We start from the raw sequence: 24,176 nt of genomic DNA on the forward strand, positions 1-24,176 counted from the left end.
GATGAGGGTGGGGGAGGGGGTGGGGGCTGCCAATTCGGGATGGGTCCGGTTTCGCGGCGATCAGGGCATCGTCGTCGATGACGATCGAGAGGTCCTGCCCCGGAAACATCCATTCCGGATCATTTGCCTTGCCGCCCGCACCGTCAGCGTGGACGGTTGGGGGAGGGAGATAGGGATGACGCCGGACCTGCAGCGCCCGTGGGCAAAGACGATCACCGATGACGACGGTGTCGCCATCGCGGCGCTGCCGCTGGTCGATCACTGCCTCGATGTCGGCGAAGTCGCGGAGATCGTGGTGCGGGCGTGGGCGGCTCCGCTGGCGGCGGCGGCGGGGCGGGGGCTGACTGAGCAGGATATCGCGCGGCTGGCGGTGCTGGCCGCGCTGCACGATCTGGGCAAGGTGAACCGGGGGTTTCAGGCGCGGATCGATCCGACGGTTCGGGCGAGGGTCGGCCATACCGGGCAGGTCGCGGCACTGCTGGAGCATTCGAAGCTGAAGCGGCATCCGGCGGCGGTGGCGATCCAGGCGATGTGCGACGAATGGGGCGCGGAACAGCATTTCGCGGCGGTGATGGCGCATCATGGCAAGCCGCTTGCCGAATTTGAGGAGGGGGCCAACTCGAATGTTTGGGGCAAGCATAACGAGCATTGGTGGCCCGGCTCTGACGGCGATCCCGCCGCCGCCGTCCTGCCGCTGATCGACGCGGTGCGGGCGCGCTGGCCGCTGGCTTGGGCGGCGGGGGCGGCGCTGCCGTCGGCGCCGCGCTTTGTGGCGATGTTCGCGGGGCTGGTGACGCTGGCCGACTGGCTGGGATCGGACTCGCGCTGCTTCCCGATCGAGGGGCCGCATGGAGCGGAGCGGGTCGTGCTGCGGGCGCAGGCGGCGCTGGCGGCGGCGGGGGCGCGGGGGTTCCTGTCGCTCGATACGCCGCCGGGGGATTTCGTTGCGGCGTTTGGCAACAGCCCGTTCGAGTTTCAGCGCGAGGCGGCGGGCGATCTGGGGGCGGTCGCGTTGATCGAGGCGGAAACGGGGTCGGGCAAGACCGAGGCGGCGCTGTGGCGGTGGCTGGAACTGCGGCGTGCTGGCCGGGTCGACGGGCTGTTCTTTGCGTTGCCCACCCGGTCGGCGGCGGTGCAGCTGCACGCGCGGGTCGACAAGATGCTGACGGACGTCTGGGGCGCAGACGGGCCGCGCGCGGTGCTGGCGGTGCCGGGATATCTGCGGGCCGGCGACGTGGAGGGGCAGGCGCTGCCGGGCTATGCGGTGCGCTGGGACGATGGCGATAAGGGCGAGGAACGCTGGGCGGCGGAGCGGGCGAACCGGTTCCTCGCGGCGCGGGTTGCGGTGGGGACGATCGACCAGGCATTGCTGGGGGCGTTGCCGGTCGAACATGCGCTGTTCCGATCCAGCGTGCTGGCGCGCAGCCTGTTGGTGGTCGATGAGGTGCATGCGTCGGACGCGTATATGACCGGGCTGCTCGACCGGCTGATCGACCAGCATGTCGCGGCGGGCGGACAGGCGTTGCTGCTGTCGGCGACGCTGGGTGCGGCGGCGCGGGCTAAGCTGTTGCGGCAACCCTGTCCGTCGCCCGAGGAAGCGGAGGCGGTGCCGTATCCCGCGCTGTCGGGGCGTAGCGTCCCGCCGCGTGCGGCGGGCGGGGCGGCGGGACGCGAGAAGACGGTGTCGGTCGAGGTCGCGCCGATCCTCGACGATGCACGGGCGATCGCGATGCGGGCGGTCACGGCGGCGCGGGCCGGGGCGGCGGTGCTGGTGGTGCGCAACAGCGTGGCCGGCGCGGTGGCCGTCGCACAGGCGGTGGCTGGACTGGCCGATGACCTCGCGTTCACGGTGGATCGCGTGGCGGCGGTCCATCACGGGCGGTTTGCGGCGGCGGATCGGAAGAAGCTGGACGATGCGGTGACGCGGACGTTCGGCAAGGGGCGGGCCGGTGGCGGGCGGGTGCTGGTGGGTACCCAGACGCTGGAACAGTCGCTCGACATCGATGCCGACCTGCTCGTCACCGACTTGGCGCCGATCGACGTGCTGTTGCAGCGGATCGGGCGGCTGCACCGGCATGCCGGGCGCGAGCGGGGGGCGTTCGCGCAGGCCCGTGTCGTCGTGCTGCGGCCGGCGGCGCGCGACCTGACGCCGCTGCTGCGCGGGCGGGCGTTGCACGGGCTGGGGGGCACGAAGCGGGTCGTGCCCTATCCCGACCTGCTGCCGATCGAGGCGACATTGCGGCTGCTGGAGACGATGCCGCAGATCGTCATCCCGCGCGACAACCGGATGCTGGTCGAGCGTGCGCTGCACCCCGACCTGCTCGACGACCTGGCCGACCGGCTGGGCAGCGACTGGCAGAACCATCGACGGCAGCGCAATGGCGGGACGGCGGGCGATGCGCAGACGGCGCACACCGTCGCGCTGGACCTCGGCAAGCGGTTTACCGAACTGCGCTTTCCGATCGGGGGCGAGGATGTCGCGACGCGGCTGGGTGCGCGCGACCTGTTGATCGACCTGCCCGCGCCGCTGGACGGGGCGTTCGGCGGGACGATCGACCGGATCGCCATCCCGGCGTGGATGGCCGAAGGCGTCGGTGCGGCCGCGGTCGAACGGATCGACGGGCAGCGGTTCGCGCTGGGCGGCCAGCAATATCGCTATGACCAGTGGGGACTGGTGCGCGATTGAGCCGAAAAGCGTCGCGGGGTATAACCGGCGGCCATGGGCCGGTTGACGGCGGGGGCGGATCGATTGAGGTTCGCGCTTTACCCGTGCCCGGAGTAGCCATGTCCGCATCCGCCGCCGCTGCGGTCCCGCCCGCCGCCGACGCCGCCCCGCATCCGGGGCGCAGCGCGATGCTGCTCTACGGGTTGCTGGGCTTTGCCGCCGGGCTGCCCTTCTACATGTTCTCGACCGTCCTCGCGCTGCGGTTGCAGGCGCATGGCGTCGCGCTGACGGTGCTGGGGTTCTTTGCCTGGGTGCAGCTGCTGCCGACGCTGAAGTTCGTGTGGGCACCGCTGCTCGACAAATATGACGTGCCGGGGTTCAGCCGCTTCTGGGGGAAACGGCGCGGGTGGATCATGTTGGCGCAGCTGGGCATTGTCAGCGCGATGGGGGCGATGGCGTGGACCGCCGACGATGCGTCGCTGCCCGTAACCGCGCTGTTCGCGGTGCTGCTGGCGTTCTGGACCACGACGCTGGAGGTCGCGGCGGACGCGTGGCGGATCGAGCTGTTCCCGACCCAGGACCAGCAGGGGCCGATCGTCGCCGCCAACCTGTGGGGGTATCGCACGGCGATGGTCGCGGCCGGGAGCGGGGCGTTGCTGCTGGCCGACAATGGCGGCTGGACGCTCGCCTATCTGTTGGTCGCGGTGGCGGCGTTTCTGCCGTTCCCGATCCTTGCCGCCATGCGGCCGGAGGCGGGGCGCGGTGGCGGGCGGATCGTCGCGCTGCTGACCGGGATCGGTGGCGGGGCGGTGATCCTGGCGGCGGCCTGTGCGGTGACGGCGGGGGTCGGTTATGTCCTGCTGGGCACGGCCGCCGCGATCGGGATCGATGCGAAGAGCAATGTCACGCCGTGGGTGCTGGGGCTGTGCATGGTGCCGTTCCTCGGCATGGCCGCCGCGCTGCCGTGGATCCGGAAGGCACCGCCGACCGCGCCGATCCGGACCTCGACCGCGATCGGGCCGTATGTCGATTTCTTCTGGCGGTTTCAGTATGCCGCGATCCTGTTGATGGTCTTCGTCTCGCTGTACCGGATGGGCGACGTGCTGGCGCTCAACCTGTCGAAGCCGATGATAAAGGGGCTGGGCTATTCGCTCAGCCAGATCGGGCGGGCGGACGGCGTGGTCGCGCTGGCGGCGAGCATGATCGGCGTTGGCTTAGGCGGATGGATGGTCACGCGGCGGCCGATGCTGTGGGCGCTGGCGGTGGGGGCGGTCGTCGCGGCGATCGGCAATTTCGGGTTCGTGTGGCTGGCGCATCAGCCGGTCAGTGAAGCGACGTTATATGTTGCGACCGCGCTGGACCAGTTCGGCAACGGTTTCGCGGGTGCGGTGTTCGTCGTCTATCTTTCGCTGCTGGTGAACCCGCGCTATCCGGGGGCGCAATATGCGTTTCTGACCGGTTTTGCGTTCCTGTTGCCGCGGATGCTGGCCGGGGCGGGGGGATCGATGGTGGGCGTCATCGGCTATGACGGGTTCTTCCTGTTGTCGGGGGCGGTCAGCCTTGCCGCCATTCCGCTGCTGCCGGCGCTGTCAAAGATTCGGGCGCGGGAGAATGATGCGTGATCGACCGGGCGTTCAGCGAAGCAGCGCGCTCTGTCGCGGAGGGGCGGATACCGGGGGCGACGCTGGGCATCGTCACCGCCGATGGCCGGCGCGAGGTGCGGGTCGCGGGGTTGGCGCAGCGTGTGCCGGTCGAGGAGCCGCTGACACGCGCGCATTGGTTCGATCTGGCGTCGGTCAGCAAGGTCATCGCGACCACGCGGTTCGTGCTGCGACTGGCCGAGGAGGGGCGGATCGATCTCGACCGGCCGCTGATCGATGCGATCCCGGACCTCAGGCAATATGATGTGGCGGGCGCGGCGGAGCGGCGGCTGACGTTTCGCGATTGCCTGGTCCATCGCACCTTCCTGCCGGCGGTCGAGCCGATCTATACCTATGGCGACGATCCCGCGCGGTTGCGGGCGTTCGTGTTGCAGCGGGAATGGCGGCACGGGCCGCCGGTCTATTCGGACATCAACTTCATCCTGCTGGGCATCGCGGTCGAGCGGATCATCGATGCCGGGCTGGACGCGCTGCCGCTGGGGCCGGGATTGAGCTGGGGGCCGCCGCCGGGACCTGCCGTTGCGACCGAGCATTGCCAGTGGCGCGGGCGGGTGCTGGTCGGCGAGGTGCATGACGAGAATTGTTCGGCGATGGGCGGGCGGACGGGCCATGCCGGGCTGTTCGGGACGGTCGACGGGGTGCTGGACTTCGCTCTGGGGCTGCTGGACGGAAGCGGGGCGTCGGCGGCGATGCTCGACGCGATCCGGACGCCGGTCGAGGGGCATCGGACGGCGGGATGGGAAATCCGCTTTCCGGGGTGGTCCGGGGGGCAGGCGTGTTCGGCGGGGACGATCGGGCATACCGGCTTTACCGGGACCGGGTTGTGGGTCGATTTCGAGCGCGGGCTGGCGTGGACGCTGCTGACCAATCGAGTGCATCCGACGCGGCATTTCGACAGCGGGATTTTCGACTTGCGGCCGGCGACCGGGGATGCGGTGGTGGCAGGGTTTGATGGGTTATCAGTGGGTTAGCGGTTAGGGGCGATTTCAAAGTTCACAAAGTTCACACTTGCCACGTTTTCGTGTGGCGTTTGGTGTTGGGCGAGATGCGGCGGTTTGAAAGAGCCCGCATAGGGTAGCGGGGCGGCGGTTTGTAGGAAAGCTTGGGGCGCGTTTCCGGCTGTCGGAGAAGAAGAAGCGGGACCCCGGGTCAAGCCCGGGGTGACGATTGGTCGGGGTTAGGGGGGGGGACCCTTATGGCGCTTCGATGACTTCGCGCAGGACGCCTAGGAATTCGCTGGCGAGGGCACTTGGCGGGCGGTCGAGCAGGTGCATCGCGTGGACGTCGAAGGTCAGCGAAGGTTTGAGTGGGCGCATCGCGAGGCCGTCGGCGAGCGAGGCTTCGGCGGTGAAATTGTCGACGACGCTCAGCCCTACGCCCGCGCGGACCAGCGCGGCGGCGATGTAGAAGGTGCGGGCGGAGGCAACCTCCTGAAGCTCGATGCCGAGCCGTTCCTGTTCCTGCGCGAAGAGTTGGCCGATCGGGCCGCTGGCGGCCAGCGTGATGAACGGGTGGCCGACCAGTTGTGGCAGCTCGATCCGCTGGGCGGCGGCCGGAAGATCAGCGTCGCGGTAGAGGACGACCAGTTCGCCTTCGCCGAGCCACACCTTGCCGAGCGGTGCGCCGCGCGGGACTTCGGCGGCGATCGCGATGTCGGTCTCGCGCTCGTACAGTTTGCGCAGCAGGTCGTCGTGATGGACGGTTTGCAGGTCGAAGCGGACGTCGGGGCGCTTCGTCATGAAGCGCGCGACCGCCGTCGGCAGCGCGCCGAGCGCGAGGCTGGGGAGCGCGGAGATGCGCAGCGTCGCGCCGCCGCCGCTGCGCAGGTTGCGGCCGGCTTCGCGCAGCGCCCGGACGCGTTCCTGAATGTCGGCGACGTCGCCGAAAAGGGCGTGGGCGTCTTCGGTCGGGACCAGGCGGCTGTTGGTGCGCTGGAACAGTTCGAAGCCGAGCAATGTCTCGGCATGGCGCAGCGTTTTGGAGACCGAGGGCTGCGAGATGTTGAGCGCGCGAGCCGCCGCGCTGACCGATCCGTTGACGTAGACGGCGTGAAAAATCTCGATATGGCGCAGGTTCATGGTCTCGTGTGGCCCCGATAGCGGCCCTCGTCCAGCCCGTCTTCGGCGCGGGCGACCAGCGTCGCGACGGTCAGGTTGGCGCTGGCCGAGGCGACGGTGCGGGTCATGTCGAGCAGCCGGTCGAACGGCAGGACGAGGCCGACGACCAGCGCGGTCTGCTCCGCGCCGACCCCGACCGCGCCGAGCATCGCCGCGAGCATGAACAGCGAGGCGGAGGGGACCGGCGCGGTGCCGAACGCGGCGAGCGCGCCGGTCGCGAGCATGACGCAGAGCATCCAGCCATCGGGCGCGATGCCCAGCGCCTGCAACGCGAACTGGCCGAGCAGGCCGACATACATCGCCGTCCCGTCCTTGCCGATGCTCGCCCCCAGCGGCAGCACGGTCGAGGCAATCGGGCGGGCGATGCCGAGATTGTCCTGGGACACACGCAGCGCCACCGGCAGCGTGGCGGAGGACGAGGCGGTCGAGAAGGCGACGATCAGCGCGTCGACGATCCCGCGAAAGAAGCGGACCACCGGGAGCCTTGCCACGAAACGGAGCAGGCCGGCGTGGAACGCCATCTGGGCCAGCGTGCCGAAGATCACGCACAGCGCCAGCCAGCCGACATGGACGAACACCGCCAGCCCGCTGCCCGCAACCGCGTTGGCGATGAGGGCGAGGACGCCGAACGGGGTGACCTCCATCACGATGCGGACGAGGTGGAGCAGGACGGCGGACAGGCCCTGCAATAGCGCCACGACCGGCTTGCCGGCCTCGCCCGACACCACGCTGGCGATGCCGAGCAGGACCGCGACGAAGATGATGGCGAGCATGTCGCCCTTTGCCAGCGCGTCGATGATGTTCACGGGCACGATGCCGAGCAACTGGTCGGCGGGGGTGACCGGTGGCCCCAGCACATGCGGCGCGACGCCGGCCAGCGCGATGCCGCTGCCCGGTTGGAGGAGCAGGCCGAACCCCATGCCGACCGATACCGCGACCAGCGTGGTGAAGGCGAACAGCGCGACCGTCCGCCCGCCGATCCCGCCCAACCGGCGCGGATCGCCCAGCGACGCGATGCCGGCGGCGATGGTGATGAGAACGACCGGCACGACCAGCATCTTGATGAGCCGCACGAACAGGTCGCCGATGATTTTGATCGCCGCTGCGCCGTCCGGCCACAACAGCCCGATCGCGACGCCGAGGAACAGCGCAGCCACGACCCGTTGCCACAGGGGAACCCTGAACCAGCGGCGCATCAATTGCCCCAGAAGCCGGGGGCGGGGGGCGACAACATGCCGTTATCGTCGGTGACGCCGCCGGGGCGGTCTTCGGATAGCCACAGCGGGCCGTCGAGATCGACGAACTCGGCCTCGGCCCCCAGCAGCATGGCCGGTGCGATGCCCAGCGACGAACAGACCATGCACCCGACCATCAACCCGAATCCCTTTTCGCGCGCCCTGCGGGCCAGCACGAGTGCTTCGGTCAGCCCGCCGGTCTTGTCGAGCTTGATGTTCACCACGTCATAGCGGCCGGCGAGGCGGTCGAGATCGGCGGCGGTGTGGAGCGCTTCGTCGGCGGCGATGGGTACCGGGCTGTCGAACTGCACCAGCGCGCCGTCTTCGCCGGCGGGCAGTGGTTGTTCGAGCAGGTCGACGCGCCAGTCGAGGAGGTGGGGTTTCAGCGCCTGCAACGTGTCGATCGTCCAGCTTTCGTTGGGGTCGACGATCAGGCGGGGGGAGGGCGCGGCGGCGCGGACGGCGGCGATCTGCGCGGCGGGGTCGCTGCGGTCGACCTTGATCTTCAGCAGCGGGACGCTCGCTACCTTGGCCGCCGCACGGGCCATGGCGTCTGCGGTGTCGAGGCCGATGGTGATGGCGGAGGGCAGCGCAACCGGTTCGGGCAGGCCGGCGAGCGCGGCGACGCTGCGGCCGGCGAGGCGTGCCTCAAGGTCCCACAGCGCGCAGTCGACGGCGTTGCGCGCGGCACCCGCCGGGAGGAGGGTCGCGAGGTCCTTGCGGCAGGCGCCATCGGCCAGCGCGGGGGCGATGGCGCGGATCGCGGCGATCGTGTCCTCGATCCCCTCGCCATAGCGGGCATAGGGCACTGCCTCGCCCCGGCCGGTGACGTCGCCCTGTGCGACCGTCACCGTGACGACATCGGCCGCCGTCTTGACCCCCCGCGAGATGCGGAACGGGGTGCTCAGGCCGAAACGGTCATGGGCGACGTCGAGATGTCGAAGCATGTCTGCATCCAGTCGATGATCGGGTCCGCGCCGAAGCGATAGGGATCGGTGCAGGGCAGGCCGTGCGCGTCGGCGGTTTCGGCGCACAGGCGGCGGGCTTCGTCCTCGGGCAGCTTCACGGTGTTGAGCGCGATGCCGACCGCCTGCACATCGGGGCTGGTCAGCCGTGCGACCGACAGGTTGGCGGCGAGGCATTCGGCGATGCCGGGCACGGCATAGTGCGGAAGCCCACGCATATGGTCGCGTGCGGGATCGTGGCACATGACGATCGCGCGCGGCTGCGCACCGTGGAGCAGCCCGGTCGACACCCCGGCGAAGGACGGGTGGAACAGCGAGCCCTGTCCCTCGATCAGGTCCCAGCCATCGTCGGTGCGCGCCGGGGTGATCGTTTCGATCGCGCCGGAAATGAAGTCGGCGACCACCGCGTCGACGGGAACGCCCGAGCCCGCGATCAGGATGCCGGTCTGTCCGGTGGCGCGGAAATCGGCCCTTATCCCGCGCGCAACCATCGTGCGGTGCAGGGCGAGGGTCGAATACATCTTGCCAACCGAACAGTCGGTGCCGACGGTCAGCAGGCGGTTGCCCGCGCGACGCTTGCCATTGCCGACGGGGAGGTTTTCCGGCGGATCGCGGACGTCGAACAGCTGGACGCCGGCTTGCTTTGCCGCTGCTGCGATCTGCGGAACATCGCGCAGCCGCTGGTGCAGGCCGGAGGCGACGTGCATGCCCTGGGCAATCCCCGCAAGGGCGTCGTGGATCAGCGCATCGCCCATGCGGCCGCCGGCATTGGCGATGCCGAGGATCAGGGTATTGGCCCCGGCGGCGCGGCCTTCTGCCGCATCCATGCGTGGCAGGCCCAGGGTCAGCGGGCAGTCGTCGTGCCGCCATTCGCCGACGCAGTCGTCGGGGCGGAAGGTGGCGACCCCGCGCGAGGTCTTGATACCGACCGCGTCGTCGGAATGGCCGAGATAAAGGAGGAAGGGACCGGGGATCATCGCGCACCCTGCTGGCTGTATGGACCATCGGGATAGGGCGGGGTGGTCGCGCACGTCATATCGTGCTGTCGGGGGGAGGTATAGCGCAGGGTTATGGGGTGGTCGGAAGGCCGCAACTATCGTCGTCACCCCGGACTTGATCCGGGGTCCCGCTTCTTTTTTGGCGTTGGAGGAAGGAGAAGCGGGACCCCGGGTCAAGCCCGGGGTGACGGGGAGGTCAGGTGGCCGGGCACTGTTTCGGCGTGGGGCGCAGCAGGGCGCGGCCGGGGGCGGTGCCGGTGGTGGCGCCGTCGCTCAGTGCGAGTTTGCCGTTTACGAACAGCGCCTTCACCCCGACGCTGGGCACGCGCGGATTTACGTAGGTTGCGCGTGGCGCATAGCCGACGGGATCGAACACGACGACATCGGCATAATAGCCGGGCTTGAGGTAGCCACGATGGTCCATGCGGTACATGTCGGCGGTCGCGCCGGTCGAGCGGTGGATGAAGTCGCGCAGCGAGATGACCTTCCGTTCGCGAACATAGGTCTGATATTTGCGCGGGAAGGTCGCGTACTGGCGCGGGTGGCCGTTCGATCCGTCGGAGCTGGTCACGACCCATGGTTGCTGCATGATCAGGTCGGCGTCGGCGTCGACCATGTTGAAGCTGGCGACCGAGACGCCGGCCGGTTCCTTGCCCGTGGCATCGGCGACGCGCAGGATCTTGATCGCGGCGTCGATGGGGTCGAGGTTCCACTGCGTCGCCATCTGGCCCAGCGTCTTGCCGGTCCATGGCATCCCCGCGCTGGTCAGCAGCAGCGAGTCCTTGCCGCCGCGCCGGCGCAGGTTTTCGGCCATCTCTTGCTTGAGTTTGGCCAGCGTCGCCGGGTTGTCGAACCGCTGGATCAGGCGCGGATAGCCGCCGTCATTGGCCCAGCGCGGGACCAGCGAGGCGTCGACGCTGGAGCCCGACGCGAGCCAGGGATATTGGTCGGCGGTGACGTTCTGGCCGGCTTTCCGTGCCGCCTCGATCACCGCGATCAGTTCGGGGGCCTTGCCCTGTACGTCGACGCCGAGCGCCTTGAGGTGCGCGATGTGGACCGGCATTTTTGCCTCTCGGCCGATCTCGATCACTTCCTTGGTCGAATTGATGAGGCCGATGCTGTAGTTGGACTCATCGCGCTGGTGGGTGTCGTACATCCCGCCGCGGATCGCGGCTTCGCGGGCGATGGCGACCACTTCGTCGGTCTTGGCGAAGCTTTGCGGGGCGTAGAACAGGCCGGTCGAGAAGCCGTAGGCGCCTTCGCACATCGCTTTTGCCACCAGCCCCTTTTCGCGGGCCAGTTCGGTCGGGGTGGGGGCGCGGTCGTCCTGTCCCAATACGCGGCCGCGCACCGCGCCGAAGCCGACGAAAGGGGCAACATTGGTGCCGATGCCGCCGGCCATCAGCTTGCGCGCATCGTCGGCCACGTCGGGCGTGCCGTATCCGTCGACGCCGATGACGATGGTCGACACGCCCTGCGCCAGCCAGGGGAGGTTGAGGCGCTCGCCGGAATCGGTCGAGCGGATATAGCTGTCGGGATGGGTGTGGGCGTCGATGAAGCCGGGGGCGACGATCTGGCCCGTCGCGTCGATCACCTGCGTCGCCTGCGTCCGGCGGGTGGGGCCGACATAGACGATGCGGTCGCCGGCGATTTCGACGTCGCCGGTGATCGGCGCTGCGTTCGCACCGTTATAGACGGTGCCGCCCCGGATCACGATGTCGACCTTTGGCGCAGGGGCGGCGCCGGCCAGCGCGGCGAACAGGGCGATCAGCGGCAGGCGGGTCATCGGCGAGGTCCTTGCAACGTCATGCGGCGGGCGAGCTTAGCGTCGATTGCCGTCCGGCTGAACAGCAGCGGCAGGGGTTGTCCGGCGATCCACGGCGCGACCTGATCCCGGTAATGGGGCGAACGCGGGTCATTCGACTGGCCGGGCAGGTTCAGGAACACCGAATTGTCCCATGCGCCGACATCGATGACCTGCAGATAGCTGGCCCCGCCGCCGACGCGCCAGCCGGGACCATCGCCCAGCCAGCGGGCCATGACGGTGTAGCTGTCGCCGCCCGAGCCATTGCCCGAGCCAATACTCTCGATCGCCGGGAAGGCGGCGGCGATGGCGGGGATGCGCGACAGGGGGTGGGCGATGCGGACCTGATGCAGATTGCCCCAGCGCCATTTGGCCGGATCGGGGCCGAGCAGCGACTGCGCGGTGGCCCATGCCGATACCAGCGCGGGGGCGAGGATCGTTTCGCGCAGCGTGGCGTGGGGATTGGTAAGCATGGTCAGCAGCACCGACGGATCGATCTCGGTAATCAGCGGCTTGCCCCGCGCCGGGACGACATCCGCTAGCACGCGTTTCGACACGTCGCGCCACAGGATTTCGAACAGCGCCGCCGCCCCGCTGTCGGCACTCAGCCGGCCGTCCCAGCGGCGCAGCATGTCGCCCGCCGGTGACGGGGTAGTGGGCAGGACGGCCAGCAGCTGGCGTGCGGGGGTCGATAGCGTGTCGAACTGCAACGCCACGCTGTCGGCGACGCTGTGCTTCGGCTGGGCGGCCAGCACGTCGGCGATCCGTTCGTAGCGATAGGGCGCGCGGAACGAGAAGGCCGGGATGCGGTCACGCGGCCAGTCGGCGGGCAGGTTGTTCTGATTGGCCGACGCGAACCAGCCTTTCTTCGGGTTGTACTCGTTGGGCAGCGACGCGAAGTCGCGCATCCCGGTCCAGTCGTAGCGCCCGTCGCCCGGCACCGGCAGCAACCCGTCGCCGCGCTTGCGCACCGGTGCGAAGCCGATCACCTGCCACCCGGTATTGCCGTCCACATCGGCATAATGGAAATTGGTGGGCGAGGGGTGGAGGCGGAACGCCTTGCGCAGCGACGCCCAGTCGCGGGCGAGGTTGATCGCCACCATCGCGAACGCGCCACCGCCGCCCGGCTGCATCGCGATCGACGCCAGCACGCTGGCGCGGCGTTTCGCCGGATCGTGCGACACGACCGGCCCCTGCACCGAATAGCGCAGCGTCGCGACATAGGGGGCGGTGCCCATTACCGGGATCGCGACGTCGATCTTCGCAAAGCGCTTCCACCCGCCATTGTAGCGGTAGCGTTCGGGGTCGGCGGGATCGAGGTCGAGGATGAACAGGTCCTGCTGGTCGATATGGAAATTGGTGCGGCCGAACGCGAAACGGTCGGTATGGCCCTGCATGATGCCGGGCAGGCCGGGTGCGCCGCCGCCGATCACGTCGAGGCCGGGGGCGCTCAGGTGCGCGACGTGGCGCGGGCCGAAACCGCCGATGCCGAGATGCGGGTCGTTGGCCAGGATCGGGCGGCCGGTCGCGGTGCGGCTCCCCGTGACGGTCCAGGCGTTGCTGCCGGCGTTGGCGCGCTCCATCGGGCCTTCGGCGGGATCGCGGGTCGGGGTGTCGGGACCGAAGGGCAGGCCGCCCTGCCGCAATACGCCCAGGTCGGCGGGTGAGACGGCGGCGGTGTCGAGGCCGTCGGGCACGGTCATCTGCCAGCTGGGGCGTAAAGGCGCGACGATCGCGTCGAGGTCGAGCAGGCCGATCGCCGCCAATTGGGCGCGGCGGATTTCGTCGTCGGCATTGCCGATCGCGCCGCCGCGCGCGAGGACGAAATCCTCGATCGTCCATTTGATCGGCTGCACGCCCAATATCGCATATTCCTGTGGCCGCAGCGTCGGATCGGCCAGCACCTCGTCGATGCGGGCGTTGATCCCGGCGATATAGGCGCGGGTGCAGGCCAGCACGTCGGCGGGCACCTTGCGCAGTTCGGCGTTCAGGTCGCCGCGATAGTGGAACAGGCGGGCGGCGGCGTCGTGCTTCGCGAAGTCCGGCCCGAACGCCTCGGCCAGCCGGCCCAGTTCGCGCCGGTGGCCCAGGTCGATCTGGAACAACCGGTCGCGGGCGACGACGTACCCCTGCCCGTAAAAGGCATCGGGGATGGTCGCGGCGCGGATATGGGGCACGCCGTACACGTCGTCGACGATCTCGATGGATGCGGACAGCGTTTCGGGCGCGGCATGGGTGGCGACGGGCGCGAGGGCGACCATGGCGGCCGACCCCTGAAGGAAGGCACGGCGGTTCATTATCACTTGGCGTCCCCAAAACTGCAGGCGGCCAGAGGCTAGGCCAGCGGCGCGCGCGCAGGGTATGACAACCGCGCCCCGGCCCATAGGGCGCGTTTATGGCCGGCCGCCCATAATCTGCGGCTATGGTTTGGCGAAGCGTTAGAAGCCGTGCGTCGCTTGACGCTGGTCCCTCCCACCGCGCAGCTTTCGGGTTCGACACGGGCGACGTTCGATCGATCCGGCGATGCCGCAGGAACCAACACGGTAACAGATGCAGCCCGACCTACGGGCGATGGGGAGCATTCCATGACGACGACCATGCCCTTCCGGCGGACCATCCCGGCACTGGCGCGCGCGACCAGCCTTGCCGCCCTGTGCATCGCGACGTGCATCGCGACCCCGGTGTTCGCGCAAGAGGCCGTGCCGAAAACCGAGCAGGCCGCCGACCCCGCGACGCAGGCGGAGGGCGAAATCCTGGTCACCGGATCGCGCGTGGTGCGCGACGGGTTCCAGTCGCCGACGCCGCTGACCGTGCTGACCGCGCAGGATATCCAGAACAGCGCGCCGACCAACAACCTGGCCGATTTCGTGAACCAGATCCCGGCGGTTGCGGGCAGCCTGCGCCCGGCCAATTCGCGCCTCGCGATCAGTTCGGGGCTGGCGGGCATCAACGCGCTGAACCTGCGCGCGCTGGGCGAGATCCGCACGCTGGTGCTGCTTGACGGGCGGCGCTCGGTCGGGTCGAGCGTCACGGGCCTCGTCGACATCAACACCTTTCCGCAGGCATTGGTGAAGAGCGTCGAGATCGTGACCGGCGGTGCATCGGCGGCCTATGGGTCGGATGCGGTCGCGGGCGTGGTCAATTTCGCGCTCGACAAGACCTATGAAGGGCTGAAGGTCACCGCCGACAGCGGCATCACCGAATATGGCGACGGGTTCAATTATTCGTTCAGCGTGGCGGGCGGTGCCAGCTTTGCCGACGGACGCGGCCATGTGCTGCTGAGCGGGGAGGTCGCGCATCGCGACGGCATCTTCCAGGTCGATCGGGAATGGAACGCGCGCGGACGGGTGGTGGTGAACAACCCGGCCTATACCAATACCAACGGGGTGCCGCAGTTCCTGACGCTGAACCAGATCGGGGTCGCCAATGCGACGCCGGGCGGGATCATCCTCAATTCGACCGGTGGCACCGCCAACCGGCTGCGCGGGATTTATTTCGGCCCCGGCGGGTCGGTGAACCAGTTCAACTATGGCAGCTTCAATTCGCCCGCACTGGGCGGCAGCACCGCGCCCAGTCGAACGCAGGGTGGCGATTGGCAGCTGAACGACCAGGGGCGCAATATCGGCCTCGACGCCGATGACGACCGGCATGGCGTGTTCGGGCGGGTCAGCTATCAGCTGGCCGACTGGATCACGGTGTTCGGCGAAGCGTCGTACAATTGGCAGAAGACGCTGTTCAACGCCGGGCCGCAGCTGACGACCAGCACGGTGCTGCGCGCCGACAATGCGTACCTCATCAACACGCTGGGCGCGGCGCGGCTGGCGGGAATCCAGACCGTCACGCTCGGCACCACCGCCGTCGACCTGCCGTACCGCAAGAACAACAGCAGCCGCGACGTGCAGCGCTATGCGATCGGCGCGGAGGGTGATTTCCAGCTGTTCGGCAACAAGGCGGTGTGGAGCGCGTACGGCCAATATGGCGAGACGAACGCGCGCGAGCAGCTGCGCGACATCATGAACGTCACGCGGATGGCGAATGCTACCGATGCGGTATTCGCGCCCGCCGGAAATGCGCTGGGCGTCGCGGCGGGGACGATCGTGTGCCGGTCCAGCCTGAGCGCGCCGACCAATGGCTGCGTGCCGATGAATCGCCTCGGTATCGGGGTCACCAGCCAGGGCGCGATCGATTATGCGCTGGGCGATCCCTATCGCGACCAGACGCTGAAGCAGACGGTGGCGGGCATCAACTTGTCGGTCGTGCCGTTCGCCACCTGGGCCGGCGATGTCAGCGTCGCGGTGGGCGGCGAATATCGCAAGGAAGAGGTGTCGGGTGCCGTCCCGACCGAGTTCCAGACCGGATGGTCGGTCGGCAATTTCCTGCCGACCTTCGGCAGCTACAACGTCAAAGAAGCGTATCTCGAAACCGTGGTCCCGCTGGGGTCCGGGGTCGAATTCAACGGTGCGGTGCGCGCGACCGATTATTCGACCTCGGGCTATGTCACGACGTGGAAGGTCGGCACGACCTGGGCGCCGATCGACGATATCCGCTTCCGCGTCACCCGGTCGCGCGATATCCGCGCACCGAACCTGAACGAGCTGTTCCAGGCGGGCACGTCGCGCACCAACACGCTGACCGATCCGTTCACGAACCGCACCGGCGTCACCTTCCGTGAAACGACGACCGGCAATACCAACCTGAAGCCCGAGATCGCCGATTCGACCAGCGTCGGCGTGGTGCTGCAGCCGCGCTTCATCCCCGGCTTCTCCTTTTCGGCCGACGGGTTCCTCATCAAGCTGCAGGATGCGATCGGGCAGTTTTTCGCGCAGGATATCATCAACCGCTGCTTCGAGGGGCGGGCGGAGTTCTGCGCCGCGTACGGCCCCGATCCGCTGGGCGACCGCGAATTCTTCTTTCGCGCCAGCCCGTTCAACTTCGCGCGGCAGACGGTGCGCGGGGTGGACTTCGATGCGACGTACCGTGTGCCGCTGGCCGATGTGTTCGACAGTGCGCCGGGCAACGTCACGCTGAAGGCGCTGGCGACGCGCTATATCGACAACATCACCGACAGCGGCGTGCCGAACGTCGTGCCGGTCGACATTGTCGGGCAGCTGGGCGGGGCGAGCCTGCCGAGCTGGATCTATCGCTTCAACGCGACCTACGACACCGAAAGCTTCGCGATCACCGGAACCGCGCGCGGCGTTGCCGGGGGCACCTATTCGAACAACTATGTCGTGTGCTCGACCGATTGCCCGGTCGGACGGCCGGCGGGGATCGTGTCGCAATTCCCGACGATCGACAGCAACAAGATCGACGGCGCGACCTATTTCGACCTGAACCTGACCGGCAAGGTCGACATGGGCGCGGGGGCGAAGGCCGAATTGTTCCTGAACGTCACCAACCTGTTCAACCGCGAACCGATCCTGTTGCCGGAGACGGGTCTGGCGGCCAACAGCACCTATTCGGATTTGCTGGGACGGTCGTTCCGGGTGGGGATTCGGATGCAGACCCGGTAAGGGGCGGGGCGAACGCCAAGGGTGCGCTGCTCGGCTCTGTCCCCCCGCCTGCGCGGGGGGACGGTGGGAGCGGGTAAAGAGCCGGAGTGGCAGGTGTGACGACGGACTCTTCGAAAACCGGGCAACTGATCGCCACCCTGCGGGCAGCGGTCGGGCGGCGGCACGTGCTGACCGATCCGCGGCGCACCGCGCGGTTCCGGCAGGGGTATCGCACCGGCGGCGGCGCGGCGATCGCGGTGGTGCGGCCGGCCACGCTGGTCGAATTGTGGCGGGTGGCGCAGGCGTGCGTCGCCGCCGATGTGTCGATATTGATGCAGGCGTCGAATACCGGGCTGACCGGCGGGTCGACCCCGGATGGCGACTACTATCCCGGCGGGCTGGTCATCATCAGCACGACGCGGCTCGATCGGCTGCACCTGCTGGGTGGGGGCGAGCAGGTCGTGTGCCTGCCGGGGACCACGCTGTACGCCCTGGAGGCGGCGCTGAAGCCGCTGGGGCGCGAGCCACATTCGGTGATCGGGTCGTCGTGCCTGGGCGCGTCGGTGATTGGCGGGGTCTGCAACAATTCGGGCGGGTCGCTGATCCGGCGGGGGCCGGCCTATACCGAACTGGCGCTGTTCGGCAGCGTTGGCGCGGACGGCACGCTCAGGCTGGTCAATCATCTGGGCATCACGCTTGGCGATGATCCCGAAGCGGTGCTGGGGCGGCTGGACCGGGGCGACTTCACGGCGGCCGACGTCGATCCGGCGGCGGACAAGCCGGCGCACGACCACCGTTACGTCACCCATGTCCGCGATATCGACAGCGACGTGCCGGCGCGGTTCAACGCCGACCCGCGTTGCCTGTTCGAAGCGGCGGGGAGCGCGGGCAAGCTGATCGTGTTCGCGGTGCGGCTGGATAGTTTTGAGCGCGAGGACGATACGGTCACCTTCTATATCGGCACCGACGATCCCGACCGGCTGAGCGAATTGCGCCGGACGATGCTGCGTGATTTCGCCGAACTGCCGATCGCGGGCGAGTATATGCATCGCGGGGCGTTCGACATTGCCGACCGTTATGGCCGCGACACGTTCCGCGCGATCGAGCGGCTGGGCACCGACCGGTTGCCGCGCCTGTTCGCGGCGAAGGCGTGGGTCGATGGCGTGACCGGGCGGTTCGTGCGCCATTTCAGCGACCGGGTGCTGCAGCGGGTCGGGGCGCTGCTGGGCGATCACCTACCGGCCCGGATGCGGGAGTTTCGCGACCGGTTCGAACATCACCTGCTGTTGAAGATGCCGGGCAAGGACCGCGCCGCGACCGCCGCGTTGCTTGACACGCTGCTGCCCGGCGGCTGGTTCGAATGTTCGGCGGAGGAAGCGGCCAAGGCATTCCTGCATCGCTTCGTCGCGGCGGGGGCGGCGGTGCGGTACCGCGCGGTGCATGCCGACAGCGTGGAGGATATCGTCGCGCTGGACGTGGCGTTGCCGCGTAACACCCGCGACTGGGCAGAGGTGCTGCCCGACGACCTGGGCGGGCAGGTCGTCGACACGCTCTATTACGGGCATTTCTTCTGCCACGTGTTCCACCGCGACTATATCGTGCGGAAGGGCGTCGATCCGCTGGCGTTCGAGCATGCGCTGTGGGCGCGGCTGGATGCGGTCGGCGCGCAATATCCCGCCGAGCATAATGTTGGGCATCTCTACCATGCCGGGCCGGCGCAGGCGGAATTCTATCGCACGCTCGACCCGCGTAACCAGCTGAATCCGGGGATCGGTCATATGCCGCGCGAACGGGGGTGGGGCGCATGAGCCTGACGCTGGGCATCGATGCCGGCGGCAGCAATTGCCGCGCGCGGCTGGTCGATGCGGCGGGCCGGGTGATCGGCAGCGGACAGGGCGGCGCGGCCAATGCCGGGATCGGGGTAGAGGCGCTGCGCGACGTATTGCGCGACGTGATCGCGCAGGCGACCGCCGGCCTGTCGCTTGGCGAGCGTGCGCAGCTGCGGGTCGGCATGGGCATCGCCGGTATCCGCCGGCCGGGCGTTCGCGCCGCGCTGGAGACGACCGATTTCGGGGTCGCCTCGGTCATGCTGGCGAGCGATGCGCAGATCGCGCATCTGGGCGCGCATGGCGGCGGTGACGGCGCGATCCTGATCCTGGGCACCGGCAGCGCGGCGTTGCTGCGGATCGAGGGGCAGGAGGTCGCGCTGGGCGGCTATGGCTTTCCGGTGTCGGACGAGGGGAGCGGCGCGGCACTGGGGTTGAGCGCGGTGCGTCATGCGCTGCGCGCGCTCGACGGGCGGACGCAGTGGACGCCGCTCGCCGATGCGATCTCCGCCCGGTTCGACCATGATACGGTGCAGGCGGTGGCGTGGATGGCGCAGGCTGCCCCACGCGATTACGGCGCGCTGGCCCCGATCGTGATGGACCATGCCGATGCGGACGATCCGATCGCGCGGTCGATCGTCGAGGACGCGGCGGGCCATGTCGAGCGCTTCATCGAGACGATCGTGGCGCGCGGCGTCACGCGCTGTACGCTGGTCGGCGGATTGGCGCCCCGGTTGCAGCCGTGGCTGCGCGTGCGGACGGTGGCGCATCTGTGCCCGGCGCTGGGCGATCCGGTGGACGGGGCGGTGCGGCTGGCGGGTGGTACCGTTCTGAATCATAACCAGCGTTAAGGCTGTTTAAACCACCTTCTGCGAGGTTTGACGCCGGAATTGGCAATGCGACGTCTGGTCCTCTTGATCCTGCTGATGGCGGGGATGCTTCCGGGCATGGCTTCGGCTTCGGCGATGCCCGATGCATGGGCGGCATGGCGCACGCCGTGGTTCCAGACGCTGGACAGTGATGCCGGGCTGAACCACGCGACGACGACGGCGATCGTGCAGAGCAGCGACGGGCTGATGTGGATCGGCACGCGCGGCGGGCTGGCGCGCTATGACGGACAGCGATTGCGGGTGTTCCGCCAGACCATCGGCACGCCGGGCGGGTTGCCCGACAATTACATCCGGTCGCTGCTGGAACTGTCGCGTGGCGGGGTGCTGGTCGGGACCAATGTCGGCGGGCTGGTACGGTTCGATCCGTCGTCCAACCGCTTCGTCGCCGTCGCCGGTGCCAAGGGGGTGGGGCCGGGCACGCGCATCATGGCGCTGGAAAGCGACGGGCAGGGCGGGGCGTATATCGCGTCGGACCAGGGGGTGTTCCGCTATGACGCAGCGCGCGACCGGGCGGTGCCGGTGGCCGGGCCGGGCAATGCGCTGTCCGAGGGGGCGTTTGCGGTGCATCGCGATGCCGACGGGACGCTCTATGCCGGCGGCGACAACGGCCTGTTCGTTCTGCGCCGGGGCGCGCGGGATTTCACCGCCATCGCGACACCCGATATCGGTGACGTGTGGGCGATCACCCGCGACACGGCGGGACGATTATGGGTCGGGACCGGATCGCACGGCATCTTCGTGCAGTTGCGCAGCGGCCGCTTCGTCCAGCCAGCGGCACTGGCGGGGGCCGCGCCGCAGATCGCGCATCGCACGATCCGCGCGTTTGCGGTCGGGCCGGACGGCGTGGTGTGGGTCGGCACGGACGGGGTAGGCGTGCTGCGCATCACGACGCACGGCAGCTTTTCGGTACGACCGATCCGCAACATCCAGGCCAATCCCGGTTCGCTGGCCGGCGATACCGTGCGCGACGTGACGATCGACCGCACCGGCCGGCTATGGGCCGCGACCGAGGTCGGCGCGTCGCACACCGACCCGTCGTTGCCGGCGATCTTCACCATCGGCAATGCGATGCCCGATCCGCGCCATTCGCTGGCCGATCGCAACGTGCGCGGGCTGATGGTCGACCGGCGCGACCGGATCTGGGTCGGCATGGGGAACGGGCTGATCGACCGGATCGACCGGACGGACGGGGTGGTCCGGCACCTGCGGCTGGATGGCAACCACGCCGGACAGGATATCAAGGCATTTGCGCAAGACGCCGACGGCAGGATTCTGGCCGGGGGGCGCGGCGTGGTGGTGATCGACCCCGACACGCTGAGCGAACGGACGCTGCCGCTGCCCGAACTGGGCGACCTGCCGGTCATTTCGCTGCTCTATCTGGACCGGCGGCTGCTGATCGGCACCTATAAGGGGCTGTTCGTGCGGGACGATCGCACCGGGCGGCTGCAACGTTATCGCCATGTGCCGGGCGATGACGCGTCGCTGGCCAATAACGAGGTCATCAACATCGTCGCGGCACCTGGCGGCGGCGCGTGGATCGCCACGCCGCGCGGGATCGACCGGTTCGATCCGGCGACCGGCCGCTTCGTCAATTATCGCAACAGCCCATCCGATCCGGCAAGCCTGCCGCAGAATTACGTCGGGTCGATCGTCCCGGCGGGCGATGCGCTGTGGGTCGGCACCTATGGCGGGATCGCGCGCGGGCGGCAGGTTGCCGGGCAGTGGCGCTTCCATGCGATCACCGAGGCGCGCGGCCTTGCCAACGACAATGTGGCGGCGGTGCAGATGGACCGCGCCGGGCGCATCTGGACGACCGGGGCCAGCGGCATTTCGATGATCGATCCGCGCGGGGAAATGGTGCACGCGGTCAGCCGGCGGGATGGGTTGACCGCCGATTCCTTCAACCAGCGGGTGTCGGCGATCACGCAGGGCGGCGACCTGTTGTTCGGGGGGACCGGCGGGTTGCTGGTCCTGCGGCCCGAACGGATGCTGGCGCTGCGCCCGACGGTCCAACCCGTCCTGGCACCGAGCGAGGTGGAGGAAAACGGGCAGGTCGTCCCCTATGATTCGGACAGCGGATACCGGTCGATCCGATCCGACGGCCATGGCATCCGCATCGCCTTTTCGCTCAGGGAATATGCCGCGCCGGACGAAATCCGCTATCGTTATCGCCTGCGCGGGTTCGATCAGGATTGGGTTGCGATCCCGCCTGCGAGCCCGGCGACCGCGATCTACACCAACCTGCCCGGTGGCAGCTATGTCCTCGAACTGCAGGCGCAGATTCCGGGGGTCCATCCGCGCACGGTCACCAGCGCCATCGACCTGATCGTCGCACAGGCTTGGCATGAACGGTGGTTCGTCCGCCTGGCGCTCGCGCTGCTCGCGCTGCTGGCGATCATCGGCATCGTCCAGCTGCGGACGGTCGTGCTGCGCCGGCGGACCCGCGCGCTGGAAACCGTGATCGGGCAGCGGACGCAGGAACTGCGCGCGGCCAATGCCCGGCTGGAACGGCTGGCCAGCACCGATCCGCTGACCGGCCTTGCCAACCGGCGGACGATGATCGCCATGCTGGATGCCGCGCGCGAGGCGGCGCTGCGCGGCGGCGGCAGCTATGTCGTCGCGATGCTCGACATCGATCTGTTCAAGCGGATCAACGACGCGCACGGCCACCAGATCGGCGACCTGGTGATCGAAGCGGTCGCGGGCCGGATCGCCGGATCGGTGCGCGGGGCGGATGTGGTCGCGCGCTATGGCGGGGAAGAGATCGCGATCCTGTTCGCCGGGGTATCATCGCAGGAGGCGATGCGCACCGCCGAGCGGGTCCGCGCCGCCGTTGCCGACCGTCCGATCGTGGCCAATGGGGTGGAGGTACGCGTGACCGTCAGCGGCGGGGTCGCGGCGGCGACGGGGGAGACGTCGCCCGCCGAACTGCTGCACCGTGCCGATCTGGCGCTGTACCGGGCCAAGCGCGACGGGCGCAACCGCGTGGTCCTCGACGAAGCGGTCGATGCCGGGGGATCAGTCGCGCGCTGACCCCGTACCGGCCCGTGCGAACCGCAGCACGCCATCGGCAAGGCTCCCGAACCGCAACGTCGCATAATCGAGGAAATAGTTCTGGCGCAGCCGCCACGGCGCGCGCGACCCCTGCGCCGGGGAGATGGCGGCGGCGCGGGTGACATAGCCCGAGCTGAAGTCGAGGAGCGGGCGGCGCGCCACATCGGGGCCGGGCGGGGTGGGCAGGCAGATGTCATGACCATGCCGCCGCATATGGTTCAGCATCCGGCACATGCGGCGCGACACCAGATCGATCTTCAGCGTCCACGACGCATTGGTATAGCCGAGCGCCAGCACGAGGTTGGGCACGCCCGACGCCATCATGCCGCGATAGATCAGGTGATCGGCGGGGACGAACGGCGCGCCGTCGATGGTCAGCGCGATGCCGCCCAGCAGGTGCAGCCGCAGCCCCGTCGCGGTGACGATGATGTCGGCATCGACCCGTGCCCCCGATCCAAGCTCGATGCCGTTCGGGGTGAAGCGGCGGATGGTGTCGGTGGCGATGATCGCCGACCCGTCGCGCAGTGCGGCAAACAGGTCGGCATCGGGCACCAGGCACAGCCGCTGGTCCCACGGATCGTAGCGCGGGGTGAAGTGGCGGTCGACATCGGCCATGTCGGGCAGCTCGGCGCGCACGCCCTTCAGGATCAGCGCCTCCATCCGCCGTGGCCAGCGCCGCGCGAACTGATAGGCGGCGAGGCCCAGCGCCGCGCTCTTCCACCGCGCCATCCGCCCGGCAAGGCGTTCGGGGAACAGGCGATAGAGCAGCCGCGCGACGCGATCGCGCGCGGGTTGCGCGACGATGTGGCTGGGCGAGCGCTGGACCATCGTGACCTGCGCGCCGCGTGCGGCCAGCGCCGGGACCAACGTCACCGCGGTCGCACCGCTGCCGATCACCGCGACGCGCTTCCCCGCGACGTCCAGCGCCTGTGGCCAGTGCTGGGGGTGGACGATCGGCCCGGCGAAATCGCCCTGTCCGGCAAAGTCGGGGGCATGGCCGCGGGCATAGTCGTAATAGCCGCAACCCATGAACAGGAACCGGCAGCGGAGCGTCGACACGACGCCGTCGACGTCGCAGGTCAGCGTCCAGCGCGCGGTGTCGGACGACCAGTCGGCGGCGACGATGCGATGGCGAAAGCGGATATGCCGGTCGATGCCGAAGGCGCGCGCCGTATCCTCGATATAGTCGCGAATGTCGCTGCCATCGGCGATCGCCTTGTCCCCGCGCCATGGGCGGAAGGGAAAGCCAAGCGTGTGCATGTCAGAATCAGAGCGGACACCGGGATAGCGGAACAGGTCCCATGTCCCGCCGATCGCGCCCCGCGCCTCGAAGATCGCATAGGTGCGGTCGGGGCAGCGATGCTGGAGGTGCCATGCGGCATCGATGCCGGACAGCCCGGCACCGATGATCGCGACGTCGAGTTCGGGTGCGGGCGGGGCGGGGGTCGGCATGGCCGGCTTATCCGCCC

At 69.0% G+C, this 24,176-nt stretch carries 14 protein-coding genes; 7 read left to right on the top strand and 7 right to left on the bottom strand.

The features are described from left to right. Window positions 1-175 precede the first annotated feature (175 nt). The 3 genes from ASE58_RS06575 (at window position 176) to ASE58_RS06585 (ending at window position 5,297) form a co-directional block, all read left to right on the top strand. Window positions 176-2,686: a CRISPR-associated helicase/endonuclease Cas3 gene (locus tag ASE58_RS06575; protein WP_055818994.1), complete on the top strand. Its 2,511-nt coding sequence runs from the start codon at window positions 176-178 to the stop codon at window positions 2,684-2,686. Window positions 2,687-2,784: 98 nt separating this feature from the next. Further along, window positions 2,785-4,287, top strand: coding sequence for a hypothetical protein (locus ASE58_RS06580; RefSeq protein WP_055818997.1), 1,503 nt, complete (start codon window positions 2,785-2,787; stop codon window positions 4,285-4,287). Continuing rightward, entirely contained in the window at window positions 4,284-5,297 is a 1,014-nt protein-coding gene (locus ASE58_RS06585; protein WP_055819000.1) for a serine hydrolase domain-containing protein, read from the top strand. Before ASE58_RS06580 ends, ASE58_RS06585 begins: the two co-directional genes overlap by 4 nt. Window positions 5,298-5,519: 222 nt before the next feature. Here the strand turns inward: ASE58_RS06585 and ASE58_RS06590 are convergent, their stop codons facing one another. From ASE58_RS06590 to ASE58_RS06615, 6 genes are all read right to left on the bottom strand, one after another. Next, a complete protein-coding gene (locus ASE58_RS06590; RefSeq protein WP_055819003.1) occupies window positions 5,520-6,404 on the bottom strand; it encodes a LysR family transcriptional regulator in 885 nt (294 codons plus the stop codon). Beyond that, a complete protein-coding gene (locus ASE58_RS06595) occupies window positions 6,401-7,639 on the bottom strand; it encodes a dicarboxylate/amino acid:cation symporter (RefSeq protein WP_055819006.1) in 1,239 nt (412 codons plus the stop codon). Before ASE58_RS06595 ends, ASE58_RS06590 begins: the two co-directional genes overlap by 4 nt. Further along, window positions 7,639-8,625: an N-acetyl-D-Glu racemase DgcA gene (gene dgcA, locus ASE58_RS06600; RefSeq protein WP_055819009.1), complete on the bottom strand. Its 987-nt coding sequence runs from the start codon at window positions 8,623-8,625 to the stop codon at window positions 7,639-7,641. The genes ASE58_RS06595 and dgcA overlap by 1 nt, the downstream gene beginning before the upstream one ends. After that, window positions 8,583-9,620 carry an N-acetyltransferase DgcN gene (gene dgcN / locus ASE58_RS06605; protein WP_055819012.1) on the bottom strand — a complete coding sequence of 346 codons (1,038 nt, stop codon included), beginning with the start codon at window positions 9,618-9,620 and terminating at the stop codon, window positions 8,583-8,585. Before dgcN ends, dgcA begins: the two co-directional genes overlap by 43 nt. Window positions 9,621-9,837: 217 nt before the next feature. Then, window positions 9,838-11,427: an N-acyl-D-amino-acid deacylase family protein gene (locus ASE58_RS06610; RefSeq protein ID WP_055819015.1), complete on the bottom strand. Its 1,590-nt coding sequence runs from the start codon at window positions 11,425-11,427 to the stop codon at window positions 9,838-9,840. Further along, the gene (locus ASE58_RS06615) at window positions 11,424-13,742 is read right to left on the bottom strand and encodes a penicillin acylase family protein (protein WP_327196328.1); all 2,319 of its coding nucleotides are present in this window, start codon (window positions 13,740-13,742) and stop codon (window positions 11,424-11,426) included. The genes ASE58_RS06610 and ASE58_RS06615 overlap by 4 nt, the downstream gene beginning before the upstream one ends. A gap of 288 nt (window positions 13,743-14,030) precedes the next feature. Here ASE58_RS06615 and ASE58_RS06620 point away from each other — a divergent pair, with 288 nt between their 5' ends. From ASE58_RS06620 to ASE58_RS06635, 4 genes are all read left to right on the top strand, one after another. Further along, on the top strand, window positions 14,031-16,958 hold the full coding sequence (locus ASE58_RS06620) for a TonB-dependent receptor plug domain-containing protein (RefSeq protein WP_235513518.1): 2,928 nt from the start codon (window positions 14,031-14,033) through the stop codon (window positions 16,956-16,958). An 86-nt stretch (window positions 16,959-17,044) separates the two neighbouring features. After that, a complete protein-coding gene (dld, locus tag ASE58_RS06625; RefSeq protein ID WP_235513519.1) occupies window positions 17,045-18,745 on the top strand; it encodes a D-lactate dehydrogenase in 1,701 nt (566 codons plus the stop codon). Then, window positions 18,742-19,614: a BadF/BadG/BcrA/BcrD ATPase family protein gene (locus tag ASE58_RS06630; protein ID WP_055819021.1), complete on the top strand. Its 873-nt coding sequence runs from the start codon at window positions 18,742-18,744 to the stop codon at window positions 19,612-19,614. The genes dld and ASE58_RS06630 overlap by 4 nt, the downstream gene beginning before the upstream one ends. A 96-nt stretch (window positions 19,615-19,710) precedes the next feature. Further along, complete coding sequence (locus ASE58_RS06635; RefSeq protein ID WP_156347642.1) at window positions 19,711-22,686, top strand: ligand-binding sensor domain-containing diguanylate cyclase; 2,976 nt, start codon at window positions 19,711-19,713, stop codon at window positions 22,684-22,686. On the opposite strand, the gene ASE58_RS06640 is transcribed toward ASE58_RS06635, so the two are convergent. Continuing rightward, the gene (locus ASE58_RS06640; RefSeq protein ID WP_055819025.1) at window positions 22,672-24,159 is read right to left on the bottom strand and encodes a flavin-containing monooxygenase; all 1,488 of its coding nucleotides are present in this window, start codon (window positions 24,157-24,159) and stop codon (window positions 22,672-22,674) included. The two genes, ASE58_RS06635 and ASE58_RS06640, sit on opposite strands and share 15 nt — an antisense overlap. Window positions 24,160-24,176: the final 17 nt, after the last annotated feature.

Origin of the sequence: Sphingomonas sp. Leaf9, from assembly GCF_001421355.1 — a bacterium.
Taxonomy (GTDB): domain Bacteria; phylum Pseudomonadota; class Alphaproteobacteria; order Sphingomonadales; family Sphingomonadaceae; genus Sphingomonas.

What these genes read in the sequence shown, in the direction of transcription:
- ASE58_RS06580 (WP_055818997.1), top strand. Translation starts at nt 2,785, where the DNA reads ATGTCCGCATCCGCCGCCGCTGCGGTCCCGCCCGCCGCCGACGCCGCC.
- ASE58_RS06635 (WP_156347642.1), top strand. Translation starts at nt 19,711, where the DNA reads ATGGCTTCGGCTTCGGCGATGCCCGATGCATGGGCGGCATGGCGCACG.
- ASE58_RS06610 (WP_055819015.1), bottom strand. Translation starts at nt 11,427, where the DNA reads ATGACCCGCCTGCCGCTGATCGCCCTGTTCGCCGCGCTGGCCGGCGCC.
- ASE58_RS06590 (WP_055819003.1), bottom strand. Translation starts at nt 6,404, where the DNA reads ATGAACCTGCGCCATATCGAGATTTTTCACGCCGTCTACGTCAACGGA.
- ASE58_RS06595 (WP_055819006.1), bottom strand. Translation starts at nt 7,639, where the DNA reads ATGCGCCGCTGGTTCAGGGTTCCCCTGTGGCAACGGGTCGTGGCTGCG.
- ASE58_RS06615 (WP_327196328.1), bottom strand. Translation starts at nt 13,742, where the DNA reads ATGAACCGCCGTGCCTTCCTTCAGGGGTCGGCCGCCATGGTCGCCCTC.
- dgcN (WP_055819012.1), bottom strand. Translation starts at nt 9,620, where the DNA reads ATGATCCCCGGTCCCTTCCTCCTTTATCTCGGCCATTCCGACGACGCG.
- ASE58_RS06620 (WP_235513518.1), top strand. Translation starts at nt 14,031, where the DNA reads ATGACGACGACCATGCCCTTCCGGCGGACCATCCCGGCACTGGCGCGC.
- ASE58_RS06630 (WP_055819021.1), top strand. Translation starts at nt 18,742, where the DNA reads ATGAGCCTGACGCTGGGCATCGATGCCGGCGGCAGCAATTGCCGCGCG.
- ASE58_RS06575 (WP_055818994.1), top strand. Translation starts at nt 176, where the DNA reads ATGACGCCGGACCTGCAGCGCCCGTGGGCAAAGACGATCACCGATGAC.
- ASE58_RS06640 (WP_055819025.1), bottom strand. Translation starts at nt 24,159, where the DNA reads ATGCCGACCCCCGCCCCGCCCGCACCCGAACTCGACGTCGCGATCATC.
- dgcA (WP_055819009.1), bottom strand. Translation starts at nt 8,625, where the DNA reads ATGCTTCGACATCTCGACGTCGCCCATGACCGTTTCGGCCTGAGCACC.